This is a genomic window from Cupriavidus oxalaticus (genome assembly GCF_004768545.1).
Lineage (GTDB): Bacteria > Pseudomonadota > Gammaproteobacteria > Burkholderiales > Burkholderiaceae > Cupriavidus > Cupriavidus oxalaticus_A.
Genome location: NZ_CP038635.1, coordinates 1,850,289 through 1,863,774, shown reverse-complemented (window position 1 = coordinate 1,863,774; position 13,486 = coordinate 1,850,289). Strand labels below are relative to the sequence as shown.

General features: G+C 67.9%; 12 protein-coding genes. 4 read left to right on the top strand and 8 right to left on the bottom strand.

Features of this window, described 5'->3' with window-relative positions; all coding sequences use genetic code 11:
* Window positions 1-75 precede the first annotated feature (75 nt).
* Entirely contained in the window at window positions 76-1,698 is a 1,623-nt protein-coding gene (locus E0W60_RS19365; protein ID WP_133096205.1) for an ABC-F family ATPase, read from the top strand.
* A 73-nt stretch (window positions 1,699-1,771) separates the two neighbouring features.
* Here E0W60_RS19365 and E0W60_RS19360 read toward each other — a convergent pair whose 3' ends face one another.
* Window positions 1,772-2,386 carry a hypothetical protein gene (locus tag E0W60_RS19360; protein WP_135705300.1) on the bottom strand — a complete coding sequence of 205 codons (615 nt, stop codon included), beginning with the start codon at window positions 2,384-2,386 and terminating at the stop codon, window positions 1,772-1,774.
* 215 nt (window positions 2,387-2,601) lie between these two features.
* Between E0W60_RS19360 and E0W60_RS19355 the strand changes: the two genes are divergently transcribed.
* The 3 genes from E0W60_RS19355 to E0W60_RS19345 all read left to right on the top strand — a co-directional run bounded on the left by E0W60_RS19355 (window position 2,602) and on the right by E0W60_RS19345 (window position 7,403).
* Window positions 2,602-4,032 carry an aldehyde dehydrogenase family protein gene (locus tag E0W60_RS19355; RefSeq protein WP_135705299.1) on the top strand — a complete coding sequence of 477 codons (1,431 nt, stop codon included), beginning with the start codon at window positions 2,602-2,604 and terminating at the stop codon, window positions 4,030-4,032.
* 93 nt (window positions 4,033-4,125) lie between these two features.
* Window positions 4,126-6,573 carry a penicillin acylase family protein gene (locus E0W60_RS19350; protein WP_135705298.1) on the top strand — a complete coding sequence of 816 codons (2,448 nt, stop codon included), beginning with the start codon at window positions 4,126-4,128 and terminating at the stop codon, window positions 6,571-6,573.
* 122 nt (window positions 6,574-6,695) lie between these two features.
* A complete protein-coding gene (locus E0W60_RS19345) occupies window positions 6,696-7,403 on the top strand; it encodes a glutamine amidotransferase (RefSeq protein ID WP_135705297.1) in 708 nt (235 codons plus the stop codon).
* A gap of 89 nt (window positions 7,404-7,492) precedes the next feature.
* On the opposite strand, the gene E0W60_RS19340 is transcribed toward E0W60_RS19345, so the two are convergent.
* The 7 genes from E0W60_RS19340 to E0W60_RS19310 form a co-directional block, all read right to left on the bottom strand.
* A complete protein-coding gene (locus tag E0W60_RS19340) occupies window positions 7,493-7,744 on the bottom strand; it encodes a DUF1289 domain-containing protein (protein ID WP_135705296.1) in 252 nt (83 codons plus the stop codon).
* 88 nt (window positions 7,745-7,832) lie between these two features.
* Window positions 7,833-8,444 carry a PPC domain-containing DNA-binding protein gene (locus E0W60_RS19335; RefSeq protein WP_135705295.1) on the bottom strand — a complete coding sequence of 204 codons (612 nt, stop codon included), beginning with the start codon at window positions 8,442-8,444 and terminating at the stop codon, window positions 7,833-7,835.
* A 55-nt stretch (window positions 8,445-8,499) separates the two neighbouring features.
* Window positions 8,500-9,657, bottom strand: a complete 1,158-nt coding sequence (locus E0W60_RS19330) for an alpha-hydroxy acid oxidase (protein ID WP_135705294.1) — start codon at window positions 9,655-9,657, stop codon at window positions 8,500-8,502.
* A 40-nt stretch (window positions 9,658-9,697) separates the two neighbouring features.
* Window positions 9,698-10,975, bottom strand: a complete 1,278-nt coding sequence (locus tag E0W60_RS19325) for a TRAP transporter large permease (protein ID WP_135705293.1) — start codon at window positions 10,973-10,975, stop codon at window positions 9,698-9,700.
* Between the two features lie 16 nt (window positions 10,976-10,991).
* On the bottom strand, window positions 10,992-11,492 hold the full coding sequence (locus tag E0W60_RS19320; RefSeq protein WP_116312639.1) for a TRAP transporter small permease: 501 nt from the start codon (window positions 11,490-11,492) through the stop codon (window positions 10,992-10,994).
* Between the two features lie 27 nt (window positions 11,493-11,519).
* Window positions 11,520-12,452, bottom strand: coding sequence for an amidohydrolase family protein (locus E0W60_RS19315; protein WP_135705292.1), 933 nt, complete (start codon window positions 12,450-12,452; stop codon window positions 11,520-11,522).
* 10 nt (window positions 12,453-12,462) lie between these two features.
* Window positions 12,463-13,455, bottom strand: coding sequence for a DctP family TRAP transporter solute-binding subunit (locus E0W60_RS19310; RefSeq protein WP_133096196.1), 993 nt, complete (start codon window positions 13,453-13,455; stop codon window positions 12,463-12,465).
* Window positions 13,456-13,486 lie beyond the last annotated feature (31 nt).

Here is a 13,486-nt window from a genome sequence, read left to right as displayed (position 1 = left end):
GGTGCACCCCGGTGCAACAACCTGCGCAAGGCGGCCAGTGCCGCGGCGCCACATTCTCCAGACAAGGTTCCAGACGTGCTTTCTACCGCAAACATCACCATGCAGTTCGGCCCCAAGCCGTTGTTCGAGAATATCTCGGTCAAGTTCGGCGAGGGCAACCGCTACGGCCTGATCGGCGCGAACGGCTGCGGCAAGTCCACCTTCATGAAGATCCTGGGCGGCGACCTCGAGCCGTCGTCGGGCAACGTCATGCTGGAGCCCGGCATCCGCCTGGGCAAGCTGCGCCAGGACCAGTTCGCCTATGAAGACATGCGCGTGCTGGACGTGGTGATGATGGGCCACACCGAGATGTGGGCCGCCGCGCAGGAGCGCGACGCCATCTACGCCAACCCGGAAGCGACCGACGAAGACTACATGAAGGCCGCCGAGCTGGAAGCCAAGTACGCCGAGTACGACGGCTACACCGCCGAGGCGCGCGCCGGCGAACTGCTGCTGGGCGTGGGCATCCCCACCGCGCAGCACCAGGGCCCGATGAGCGACGTCGCACCGGGCTGGAAGCTGCGCGTGCTGCTGGCGCAGGCACTGTTCTCGAACCCGGACGTGCTGCTGCTGGACGAACCGACCAACAACCTGGACATCAACACGATCCGCTGGCTGGAGACCGTGCTCAACGAGCGCAACTCCACCATGATCATCATCTCGCACGATCGCCACTTCCTGAACTCGGTCTGCACGCACATGGCCGACATGGACTACGGCACGCTCAAGGTCTACCCGGGCAACTACGACGACTACATGGAAGCGTCGATGCAGGCCCGCGAGCGCCAGATGGCCGCCAACGCGCGCGCCAAGGAGCGCATCTCCGAACTGCAGGACTTCGTGCGCCGCTTCTCGGCCAACAAGTCCAAGGCACGCCAGGCCACCTCGCGGGCCAAGCAGATCGAGAAGATCAAGGTCGAGGACATCAAGCCGTCGTCGCGCCAGAACCCGTTCATCCGCTTCGAGTTCGAGAAGAAGCTGCACAACCTGGCGGTCGAGGTGGAGAACGTCACCAAGAGCTACGACCGCAAGATCATCGACAGCCTGTCGATGGCGATCCAGGCCGGCGAGCGCGTGGCGATCATCGGCGAAAACGGTGCGGGCAAGACCACGCTGCTGCGCAGCCTGCTCAACGGCGCGGTGCAGACCGGCGTGCAGCGTGGCGTCGAGGTGGATCGCGGCTCGGTCAAGTGGGCCGAGAACGCCAATGTCGGCTACATGCCGCAGGACACGTACGAGGAATTCCCGGCGGATCGCGACGTGATGGACTGGATGAGCCAGTGGACGCAGGCCGGCGATGACGAAACCTCGCTGCGCGGCACGCTGGGCCGGCTGCTGTTCTCCGCCGACGACATCAAGAAGAACGTCAAGGTGCTGTCCGGCGGCGAGAAGGGCCGCATGATCTGGGGCAAGCTGATGCTGGGCCGCCATAACGTGCTGGCGCTGGACGAGCCGACCAACCACATGGACATGGAGTCGATCGAGTCGATGCAGATCGCGCTGGACAAGTTCCAGGGCACGCTGATCTTCGTGTCGCACGACCGCGAGTTCGTGAGCGGCCTGGCGACGCGCGTGATCGAAGTGCGCACCGACGGCACGCTGACCGACTACCTGGGCACGTATGACGAGTACCTGCAGTCGCAGGGGATCGACGGCTGAGTCTGCCTCATGCCGATGAAGAAGGGCCGCCTTCCGAGGCGGCCTTTTTGCTGTCTGGCGCGGGGATCGCCGCTTATCCGGCCACTGCCGGGAGGTCCTGTGCGATGGAGTCCAGCTCACGCAGGATCGCATGCGCCGTGATTTCGCCTTTGGCCCTGAGCAGCGCCGCGTGCAGCGGCTCGCGCAGGGTCAGCAGCGCGGGCAGGTCCTGCGCTTTTTCCACCTTTACCTGCAGCATGTAGCCGCGCAGGCCCAGGTGCTGGCCGATGACGTCGGTATAGAAGTGGTAGAGGCGCTGGAACGCGTCGATCTCGGCGGCAGAGTGCGTCGGATGGGTCGTCTGTGCCGCGTCGGGCGTTGCCGCCGGCCCGTGCCGCATGGCGTACACCGAAAACAGGTTGGTATCCGCCGCCGCGGCCGAAGTGCGTGCCGGGGCATCCGGCGCCGCAGCTGCAGCCGCTAGCGCCGGTGCCGCCTCATGCACTGGCTCGACCAGCCCCTGGGCGGCCAGCATGTCGAGGGCATCGGGCCCGACCCCCATGCCTGCCACCTGCGCCAGCAGGTCCTGCCCGCGGCGCTCACCGTTGACCATTAACAGCAGCGCGCGCAGCTTGTGGTCCAGCTTGCGCGCGCGCGTCCTGATCTCGTCCTGTCCCGCATCCGTCTTGCGGTAGATCGGATCGACCATGTGTCTCGCTCCCTTGTTATGCCGGCCGTCCGTGCGAGCATCCCGTATCCGGGTGCGGCCGATTATCGCCATTTGAAGAGACGCGCCCGGCGCGGGGGCTGCCAGGGCTGGAAACATAGTCTCCAAACCGCTCTACAATGTGCGTGCACCATAAAAGTAACAAAAAATTGCGGTTGCTCATCCGTCAAACTCAGCACCAACCGAGAACTGTGGCCATGCAACAACGAGACAAACTGTTTATCAACGGCAAGTGGGTCGTGCCCCACGGTACCGGCACCATCGACGTCATTCATTCCAGCACCGAAGCGGTGATGGGGACCATTCCCGAAGGCTCGCCGCGCGACGCGGAAGACGCCATCCAGGCCGCGCGCGCTGCCTTTGACGGCTGGGCGTCGACGCCCGCGTCGGTGCGCGCTGGCTATATCGCCAAAATCGCCGAAGGGCTGAAGGCGCGCAGCGAAGAACTGGCCCAGATGATCGCCGGCGAAGTCGGCATGCCGATCAAGCTGGCGCGCGCGATCCAGGTGGGCGGCCCGGTCTACAACTGGGGGCAGGCCGCCAAGCTGCTCGATACCTTCCCCTTCGAGGAAGAAGTCGGCAATTCGCTGGTGGTGCGCGAGCCGGTGGGCGTGGTGGCGGCGATCACGCCGTGGAACTACCCGCTCAACCAGATCACGCTGAAGGTTGCGCCGGCGCTGGCCGCGGGCTGCACGGTGGTGCTCAAGCCGTCGGAAGTGGCGCCGCTGAACGCCTTCGTGCTGGCCGAGGTGATCGAGGCCGCGGGCCTGCCGCCGGGTGTGTTCAACCTGGTGACGGGGTTTGGCCCGGTGGTGGGCGAGGTGCTGGCGAGCTATCCGGAGGTCGACATGGTGTCGTTCACCGGTTCGACCCGCGCCGGCAAGCGCGTGTCGGAGCTGGCGTCGCAGACGGTCAAGCGCGTTGCGCTGGAGCTGGGCGGCAAGTCTGCCTCGGTGGTGCTGGACGATGCCGACCTGCCGGCGGCGGTCAAGGGCACGATCAGCGCCTGCTTCCTCAACTCCGGCCAGACCTGCTCGGCGCATACCCGCATGCTGGTACCGCGCGCCCGCTACGACGAAGTGAAAGCGATCGCGCAGAAGGTGGTGGCCGGCTTTACCGTGGGCGATCCGCTGCAGGAAACCACCAGGCTCGGACCGCTGATTTCCGCCGTGCAGAAGGAGCGCGTCACCGGCTATATCCGCCGCGGGCTGGAAGAGGGCGCCGAACTGGTGGCCGGCGGCCCCGAGGCGCCGGAAGGGCTGGACCAGGGCTTCTTCGTCAAGCCGACCGTGCTCGGCAATGTCGAGCCGCGTGCCACCGTGGCGCAGGAGGAGATCTTCGGGCCGGTGCTGACGATCATCTGCTACGACACCGAGGAAGACGCGGTCCGCATTGCCAACGACAGCATCTATGGGCTGGGCGGCGGCGTCTGGTCCGGCGACGAGGCGCGTGCGATCCGCGTGGCGCGGCGCATCCGCACCGGCCAGGTCGACATCAACGGCGGGCCGTTCAACATGGCCGCTCCGTTCGGCGGCTACAAGCAGTCCGGCAACGGGCGCGAAGCCGGCAAGTACGGGCTGGAGGAATTCCTCGAATACAAGGCCCTGCAGTTGAGGAAGCCGGCCTGAGGCCTGCGCGACATGGGAAAATGCCCGGCCGGTCCGGGCATTTTTTGCATTGCCGCCGGGGTCACGCAACGATAACGATAAGAGGGGAGCAACATGCGCTGGTTCGGTCGTCTGGCCAGGCTTGTGGGATGGCTGCTGGTGCTGGCGCTAGCCGGCACGGCGGGGGCCTTCATCTGGTATCGCCAGGCGGCCCAGCCGCCCGCATCCGGCACGGTCGCGCTGCCCGGCCTGCGTGGCCAGGTCACGGTGGTGCGCGATGGCAACGGCGTGCCGCAGATCCGTGCCGCCAGCAAGGCCGACGCATGGTTCGCGCTGGGCTATGTCCACGCGCAGGACCGGCTGTGGCAGATGCAGATGAACAAGCGCGTGGTGGCCGGCCGGCTCGCCGAGATCCTGGGGCCCTCCGCGCTCGATACCGACAGGTTCCTGCGCACGCTGGGCGTGAGGCGCAATGCCGAAGCGATCCTTGCGCAGGCCTCGCCGGAGACGCGGGCGGCACTGCAGGCGTACGCCGACGGCGTCAATGCGTGGATCGACCATCGGCAGGGACCGCTGCCGCCTGAATTCCTGTTGCTGCGCACGCAGCCGGAGCAATGGGAGCCGGCCGATACGCTCGGCTGGCAGACCATGATGGCCTGGGACCTGGGCGGCAACTGGAACCAGGAGACGCTGCGCATGCGACTGGCGCAGGTGCTGCCGGTGGCGCGCATCAGCGAACTGCTGGCGCCGTACCCGGACGAGCAGCCGGTGCGCACCATGGACTACGGCCACCTGTACAAGCAACTGGCGCCGCTGGCGAATGCCATGGCCAGCGTCGGCGACAAGGCGCCGCCGGGCTATGTCGAGGGCATGGGCTCGAACAACTGGGTGGTCTCCGGCGCGCACACGCAATCAGGCAAGCCGATGCTGGCCAACGATCCGCACCTCGGCTTGCAGGCGCCGGCGCTGTGGTACTTCGCCCGCATGACCGCCCCGGGGCTCGACGTGGCCGGCGCCACGCTGCCCGGCATCCCGGTGGTCGTGCTCGGGCACAACGACCGCATCGCCTGGGGCCTGACCAATACCGCGCCGGACGTGCAGGACCTGTTTATCGAACGGCTGCGCCCCGGCAGCGAAACCCAGTACCAGACGCCGGACGGCTGGGCCACCTTCGAGACCCGCACCGAGACCATCCGCGTCAAGGGCGCGCCCGACGTGACGCTGAAGGTCCGCAGCACGCGCCACGGGCCGGTCATCTCGGACGTGGCCGAGCCGCTGTCCGCCGCGGCCGGGCCGCTTGGCGCGCAATACGTGGTTGCGTTCCAGTGGACCGCGCTGCGTCCGGACGACCGCACCTTCCAGGCCGGCATGAAGATGAACGAGGCGCGCGACTGGGCCAGCTTCACCGCCGCGCTGCGCGACTTCCATTCTCCGCAGCAGAACATCGTCTACGCCGATGTCGACGGCAATATCGGCTTTTTCGCGCCGGGCCGGGTGCCGCTGCGCCGCGCCGACAACGACCTGAAGGGCCTGGCGCCCGCGCCGGGCTGGGATGCGCGCTATGACTGGGCCGGCTTTATCCCGTTCGAGTCGCTGCCGCAGCGCTACAACCCGGCGGAAGGCGTGATCGTGACCGCCAACCAGCGCATCGTGCCGCCGGACTACCCCTACTTCATCACCAGCGAATGGACGGTGCCGTACCGCCATGACCGCATCCAGGCGTTGCTGGCGGCCACGCCCAGGCACACGTTCGACACCTTCGCCGGGATCCAGAAAGACGTGCTGTCGCTGGCGGTGCGCGACGTCTTGCCGCTGCTGCTGGCCGCACCGGTCAGCCACGACGGCGCACGGCCGGAGCGCGAGCGCGCGCTGCTCGATGCGCTGCGCAAGTGGGACGGCACCATGGACGCCGATCGCGCCGAGCCGCTGGTGGTCACCGCATGGCTGCGCGAGCTGTCGCGGCGGCTGTTCGAGGAAAAGGTCGGCGAAGCGATCTTTGTCCGGCTGTGGGACCAGCGCAACGTGCAACAGCCGATGATGAATATCCTGCGCGATCCCGGCAAGCTCGGGGCGTTCTGGTGCGACCGTCCGCATACGGGCCCCGCGGAAAGCTGCAACGACGCGATTGCCGATGCCTGGACCCAGGCGATGGCCGACCTGTCGCGCCGCTATGGCGAGGACCCGAAACGCTGGCGCTGGGGCGAAGCGCATACGGCCCGCTCCGAGCACAAGCCGTTCGGCAAGGTTGCGTACCTGTCGCCGCTGTTCAACCTGCGCGTGCCGACCGGCGGCGACACGTATACCGTCAATGTCGGCCGCCACAACCTGCGCGACGAGAAGGCGCCGTTCGAGAATACCCATGCCGCCAGCGTGCGGGCGCTATACGACCTGGCCGACCTGCCGGGATCGCGCTTCATGGATTCGACCGGGCAGTCCGGCAACGCGTTGCTGCCGCGCTACCGCGACTGGACCGGCAAATGGGCGGCGGTGGAGTACGTGACCATGCCCCTGGCACCCGCGCAGGCCGGCGCCCTGACACTGGTCCCGGCTGCGACAAATTAGCGCACGGTGGCGGCATGCCGTGCCGGGATGCCGCCCCGACAGGCAGTAAGCCGCCGTGGATTTCTCGCGGCGTAGCCATTGGCGCTACCATGGGGGCCCTTTTCGATCGGCAGGAGCCGCCCATGGCCACGCGCACCACCCATGTAATCCAGCACCTAGCGTTCGAGCATGCGGGCGTGATCGGCAACGCGCTGCGCGCGCGCGGCCATGCGCTGCGGGCATTCCAGGCGGGCGTCGACGACCTGCGCCCCATCGTCGATGACCCGGCCGACCTGCTGCTGATCCTGGGCGGCCCGATCGGCGTCTATGAGACCGACGCCTATCCGTGGCTGGAAGGCGAAATCGCGCTGATCCGCCAGCGGCTGGCCGCCGGCGGCAAGATGATCGGGGTTTGCCTGGGAGCGCAGCTGATTGCGCGTGCCGCCGGTGCGCGCGTGTATCCCGGCACGCGCGAAATCGGCTGGGCGCCGATCGTGCCGACGCCGGCCGGACGGGATTCGGTGCTTGGCGAACTGGTTGGGGCCAACTGGGAAGTGCTGCACTGGCACGGCGATACCTTCGACCTGCCGCCCGGCGCCGAACTGCTGGCGTCCACCGCCGCGGTAGCTAACCAGGCGTATGCCATCGGCAACCAGGTGCTGGCGCTGCAGTTCCATCCCGAAGTGATGCCGGCGGACATCGAGGCCTGGCTGGTCGGCCATACCGTCGAACTCGGCAAGGCCGGCATCGACCCGCGCACCATCCGTGCGCGAACGGCGGAAGTCGGCGCAAAGGTGGCGGCGGCGGGCGAACGGATGTTTGCCCGCTGGCTGGAGCAGGCGGGGCTATGAGCACGGCAGCATTGCCGGTGCCGCCTGTGTGCCGGCCGTGATCGGCGCGGTGCTTGTCGCGAAGCGCGGCCGCCCCGGGGAGGTACGTTTCAGCCCTGCCGGAAGCGGCGGGCCGTGCCCTCGCGCGTGATGCGCTCCCACACCACCTGCTTTTCCTCATCGCTGAAGAAAACCCAGTTGCTGACCTCGGCCGCGGTGCGCCCGCAGCCCTGGCAGATCTCGTCGAACAGCGTGGAGCAGATGCCGATGCATGGGCTGTCCGGGCGGTCGGACAACGTGGAATCCGTGGCGCCGGTGTCCGGTTGGGGGCGGAACGGGGCGGATTCGGGAGACTGCGGCATGTTAACGGGCGGGTTGGGCTCAAACGGGGGGACATTATACGGGGTGGGACCGGCCGCCACCGGTCCCACCGTCCAATCCCGCAGCCCGTCAGTGGCTATCGCGCAGTCCCAGCACGTTCGCGCCGATCTTCGGGTCGATGCCGCGTTCCAGTTGCTGCGGATAAGCCGTCACCGTCACTTCCAGTGATCCGGTGCCGACCTCCATCGACAGGATATGGCCGCCGTACGTGTCGAAGCTGCTGTCACCGGCCACGCCATGCGCATGGATCGACGGCTTGCCTTCCTTCCACGCCAGGCTGCCGACGATGCTGGCCATCTCCACGTTGCGGAAGGTGCGCGGGTTGAACTGCTTCTTCGCGGCATCCCAGAAGCCGAACGTGACATTGGCGAAGCCGATCGCGGACAGGCTCGCGCTGGGCACCTTCTCGCAGATGGCAAAGGCTTCGATCTGCTCGAACACGTTGTCGCCCATGCGCAGCACCAGCAGGTAGCCGGTGGGGGTCTTGATGTAGCGCGGCACGCTGTCGCGGGGGTAGTTGGGGTTCTGGGCACGGGCGTCCAGTGCCGCCTTGCATTCGGCGGATGGCGCGGGCTGCGCCGCGGCTGCCGCGGGCATCAGGGCGACGGCGCCGACGGCGGTGGCTGCTGCGAACGTGGCGAGCGCCTGGCGGGCGCGCAGGGTTTTGCGAAGGATCATCATCTGTTGTCTCCTGTCTGGTTTGATTGCGTCTGGGTTTGTGGCTACGGCAAGAAAACTACGAGGCGGGCGGATGCGGCGGCAGCAGGATGTCCGTGCCGACCGCGCGGATGTCGGTGTGGCCGCAGAAGGCCATGGTCAGGTCGAGTTCCTTGCGGATGATCTCAAGCGCCCGCGTCACGCCGGCCTGTCCCATGGCGCCCAGCCCATACAGCATCGGCCGGCCGATATAGACGCCCCGGGCGCCGAGCGCGACCGCCTTCAGCACGTCCTGCCCGGAGCGGATGCCGCCGTCCATATGGACTTCGATGCGCTCGCCCACGGCTTGCGCGATGGCGGGCAGGGCGCGGATCGATGCCGGCGCGCCGTCGAGCTGCCGGCCGCCGTGGTTTGACACGATCAGCGCGTCCGCGCCCGACTGGCACGCGAGCCGCGCATCCTCGACATCCTGGATGCCCTTGAGCACCAGCTTGCCGGGCCAGCGGCGGCGGATCCACGCCACGTCGTCCCAGTCCAGCGTCGGGTCGTACTGGCGGCTCGACCAGTCGGCCAGCGAGGTCATGTCGTCGACGCCCTGCACATGGCCGATGATGTTGCCGAAGCTGCGGCGGCGCGTGCCCAGCATGCCCAGGCACCAGCGCGGCTTGCCCATCATGTCGAGCAGGTTCCACGGCGTCAGGCGCGGCGGAGCCGACAGGCCGTTGCGCAGGTCCTTGTGGCGTTGCGCGCTGACCGGCAGGTCCAGCGTCAGCACCAGCGCCGGGCAGCCCGCGGCGCGGGCGCGGTCCATCAGGCGTTCGACGAAGGCGCGGTCGCGCATCACATAGAGCTGGAACCAGAACGGATGCCCGCCGGTGGCCTCGGCCACGTCTTCGATCGAACAGATGCTGACCGTGGGCAGCGTGAACGGCACGCCGAAATCGCGCGCGGCGCGGGCGGCCAGGATCTCGCCGTCGGCGTGCTGCATGCCGGCCAGCCCGGTCGGGGCGATCGCCACCGGCATGGCGACGTCCTGGTCCAGCATGCGTGTGGCGACGCGGCGCTCGCCGATATCCACGGCCACGCGCTGGCGCAGCAGGATGTTGCCGAACTCGCGCTGGTTGGCGCGGTACGTGGACTCGGTCCACGAACCGGAGTCGGCGTATTCATAGAACATGCGCGGCACCCGCTGCCGGGCGAGCCGGCGCAGGTCCTCGATCTCGTTGATGGATGGCATCTTGTGTCCTGCAAGGAAGAAAGATGGAGCGCGCCTGGCCTTAGTGCAGCCATGCGGCCGGCACCAGGATCAGCTGCGGGAACAGCACGAACAGGAACATCAGCGCGGTCAGGCTCAGCAGGAACGGCCAGACGCCGCCGATCACGCTGTCCAGGCTGCAGCGCGAAGTGCCCGCCACGACGTTGAGCACCGTGCCCACCGGCGGCGTCAGCAGGCCGATGGCGTTGTTGAGCACGAACATCACGCCGAAGTACACCGGGTCGATGCCCGCCTTGGTGATCACCGGCATCAGGATCGGGGTCATGATCAGCACCGTCGGCATCAGGTCGAGCGCGGTGCCCACCACGATCACCAGGATCATGATGACGAACATCAGCAGGATCTTGTTGTCGATGAAGGGTTCGAGCAGGTCGGTCACCTGCGCCGGGATATTGGCGATGGTGATCAGCCATGCCGACACCAGCGCGCAGGCCACCAGGAACAGCACCGTGGCGGAGGTCTTGGCCGCGGTGACGATCAGTTCCGGCAGCGCGCGCAGCTTCAGTTCGCCGTAGACGAAGCGGCCGACCACCATGGCGTAGACCACGGCGACCACCGCCGCTTCGGTCGGCGTGAACGCGCCGATCTTCATGCCGCCGATGATCACCACCGGCAGCACCAGGGCCCAGATGCCGTCGAGCGCGGCCCTGGCCAGGCGGCGGGCATTGAAGGGCTCGGTGGGCGCGAGCTTTTCCTTGCGCGCACAGAAGTGCCAGGTGACGGCGAGGGTCAGGGCCATCATCGCGCCCGGCGCGATGCCGGCGAGGAACAGCTTGGTGATCGACACCTGCGCGACCACGCCAAACACCACGATGGCGATCGACGGCGGGATCACCGGCGCGATGATGCCACCCGCCGCGATCAGTCCCGCCGCGCGCGGCACGTTGTAGCCGGCGTTGCGCATCATCGGGATCAGCAGCGCGGCGACCGCGGCGGTATCGGCCACGGCCGAGCCGGAGATGCTGGCCACCACCGTCGCCGCGATGATCGCCACGTAGCCCAGCCCGCCACGGACGTGCCCGACCGCCGCGTCGGCGACGCGCACGATGCGCCGCGACAGGCCGCCGGCGTTCATCAGCTCGCCCGCCAGCATGAAGAACGGCACCGCCATCAGCGGATAGTTGTTGACGCCCTCGAGCATGTTCTGCGCGAGGATCTGCGTATCGAAGTTACCCAGGTGCAGCATCAGCGCGACCCCGGAAGCCAGCAGCGCAAAACAGATGGGCATGCCGAGCGACATTGCGCCCAGCAGCGAGCCGACAAAGACAAAGATGGTCATGGCAGGCTCCTTGCGCTTATTCGCCGGAGGCGCCGGACTGCGGCACCAGTTCATGCTGCGCCATGCGGCCGCTGGCGAGGCGCCACAGCCCGTGCAGCAGCATCGCCGCCATGCCGACGCTGCACACCAGCAGGCAGGCATAGACCACGCCCAGCGGCACGCCGGTGACGGGTGCGCGGTCGTCCATGCCGATCGCCACCAGCTGCCAGGCGCCATGGGCCAGCAGCAGGCAGCAGCCCAGCGCGCCCGCGTCGGCGAGAAGGCGGCAGGCACGCTGCCCGGTCTCGCCCAGCCGCGATACCACGGTGGACATCCCCAGGTGGGCCTTGTCATGCATCACCAGCAGGGCGCCGGTCAGCGTCAGCCACATGAAGATGAAGCGCGAGGCTTCCTCGGAGAAGGCAATGCCGGAATTGAAGACGTAGCGCAGCACCACGTTGCCAAAGACCAGCACGATCATGGCGGCCATCATGGCGACCATCGCGCCCTGGATCAGGCGCAGCGTAATTCGGTTCATGATTGAGGACTCCTGGGTGGACGGGGGTCAGCGCAGGCGTCGCGCGGTTGCCCCGATCCGGTAAAAGCGCATGGCGTTGTCGTGCCAAACCGCCTGCGCGGCGGCGTCGGGCAGGCCTTCCAGCGCCGCGGCGACGGTATTGACGATTTCATGCAGCGATGCGCGCAGCCCCGACACGGGCAGGTTGCTGGCGAACATGCAGCGCTGCCAGCCGAAGATCTCCAGCGCCTGGCGGATGACGCCGACATTGCCGGCGCGATCCCATGCCGCGCCCGGCAAGCCGAACTCGGACAGCTTCAGGTGCACCCCGGGCAGGCTGGCCAGCGCCGCCAGCCCGCGGCGCCAGCCGGACAGGCCCGCTTCAGTGCGGTCCCACGGCAGGCCGGTGTGTTCCACCACCACGGCAAGCCCCGGCACCGCGGCGATCGCCTCGGCGGCTTCCTCCAGATGCCACCACGGCACCCGCAGGTCCCACGCCAGGCCATGCCCGGCCAGCCGCTGCAGCCCGGAGAGCCAGCGCGGGTCCTGCAGCGTGCCGGGCTGGCCGCGCACGCTGGCATCCGCTGACTGGCTGGTGCGCGGCTTGCACCGCACGCCCCGCACCAGCGGGAAGGCCTGGTGCGCGCGCAGCTGTGCCGCCAGCGTGTCGCTGTTGAAGTCGGCATGCGCGACTACCGCATTGGGAAAGCCGTGGCGCGCGTGGACCTGATGCAGCCACGCGGTCTCGGCCACCGATTCGTCGGCATGCCGCTCGGCTTCCACGTGGACGCTGGCGGCCAGGGGCAGGCCGTCCCACTGGCGCAGGTAGTCGGCCGGTTCGAAGTCCTGCCGCAGCGCGGCGTAGTCGCCAAGAAAAAACGCTGCGGCGTCGTACCGCTCCTGCAGCCAGGGATAGCGTGCCGGGCCGAGCCGCCACAGGTGGTGGTGGGCGTCGACGATGGCAGCTGGCAATGCGGACATGGCCGGCCTCCTAGCGCTGGGCGTCCATGGCGCGCAGCACGGCGTCGCCGTTCTTCTGCACGAACAGCTGGCGCGTCTCCTCGCGCACCACCTTGCGGATGCCGGCGTTGTCGGGATGCTCGTTGACCTGCACGCCCCTGGCACGCAGCGTGGCGATAGCCGCAGCCTCGTTGTCGGCGTTGAGCTTGCGCTGGTAGGTGGCGGCGGCAGCGGCCTCTTCCAGCAGCACCTTCTGGTACTCGGGCCTGAGCCCGTCGAACTTCGCCTTGTTCATCAGCACCACCAGCGCGGTATAGGCGTGGCGCGTCATCGACACGTACTTCTGCACCTCGTACATCTTGGCCGAGACCATCAGCGTGGGCGGATTCTCCTGGCCGTCGACCGCGCCGGATTCCAGCGCGCCGAAGACCTCGGCGAACGGCATCGGCTGCGGGCTCGCGCCCAGCAGCTGGAAGGCCTTGATATGCGACGGGTTGGGCGTGGTGCGGATCTTCAGGCCGCGGATGTCCTCGGCCTTGCTGACCGGTCGCTTGTTGTTGCCCAGGCTGCGGAAGCCGATCTCCCAGAAGGCCAGGCCCTTGATGCGGTGGGCGCCCAGTTCTTCCAGCAATGAACGGCCGACCGGGCCGTCCAGCACCTTGTAGGCCGAGGGGCCGTCCTCGAACTGGTAGGGCAGGTCGAGCACGTTCAGGCGTGGCGCCAGGCCGGTGACAAAGGGATTGCCGGTGGCGCCGATATCGATGGTGCCGCTGCGCACGCCGGTGACCAGGGTGGTGTCGTTGCCGAGCTGGCTGTTGGCAAAGACCTGGATCTCGACGCCGCCCTGGGTGCGCTCCCTGACCTTCTTGCTGAAGGCGAGTGCGGCCAGGTGCTGCGAATCGGTTTCCGGAACGGTATGGGCGAAGCGCAGCTTTACCGGTGCCGGTGTCTGTGCGTGTGCCTGTGCCACGCCGGCAACGGACAATAGCGCTGCCAGCACGATATGCGGGATAACGTGTTTCATGGTGTCTCCTGGGTTTTGTGATGCGGCCTGG

Coding starts and splice junctions, on each gene's coding strand:
- E0W60_RS19325 (WP_135705293.1), bottom strand. CDS start 10,975: ATGACCATCTTTGTCTTTGTCGGCTCGCTGCTGGGCGCAATGTCGCTC.
- E0W60_RS19360 (WP_135705300.1), bottom strand. CDS start 2,386: ATGGTCGATCCGATCTACCGCAAGACGGATGCGGGACAGGACGAGATC.
- E0W60_RS19320 (WP_116312639.1), bottom strand. CDS start 11,492: ATGAACCGAATTACGCTGCGCCTGATCCAGGGCGCGATGGTCGCCATG.
- E0W60_RS19315 (WP_135705292.1), bottom strand. CDS start 12,452: ATGTCCGCATTGCCAGCTGCCATCGTCGACGCCCACCACCACCTGTGG.
- E0W60_RS19335 (WP_135705295.1), bottom strand. CDS start 8,444: ATGATGATCCTTCGCAAAACCCTGCGCGCCCGCCAGGCGCTCGCCACG.
- E0W60_RS19350 (WP_135705298.1), top strand. CDS start 4,126: ATGCGCTGGTTCGGTCGTCTGGCCAGGCTTGTGGGATGGCTGCTGGTG.
- E0W60_RS19355 (WP_135705299.1), top strand. CDS start 2,602: ATGCAACAACGAGACAAACTGTTTATCAACGGCAAGTGGGTCGTGCCC.
- E0W60_RS19340 (WP_135705296.1), bottom strand. CDS start 7,744: ATGCCGCAGTCTCCCGAATCCGCCCCGTTCCGCCCCCAACCGGACACC.
- E0W60_RS19345 (WP_135705297.1), top strand. CDS start 6,696: ATGGCCACGCGCACCACCCATGTAATCCAGCACCTAGCGTTCGAGCAT.
- E0W60_RS19330 (WP_135705294.1), bottom strand. CDS start 9,657: ATGCCATCCATCAACGAGATCGAGGACCTGCGCCGGCTCGCCCGGCAG.
- E0W60_RS19310 (WP_133096196.1), bottom strand. CDS start 13,455: ATGAAACACGTTATCCCGCATATCGTGCTGGCAGCGCTATTGTCCGTT.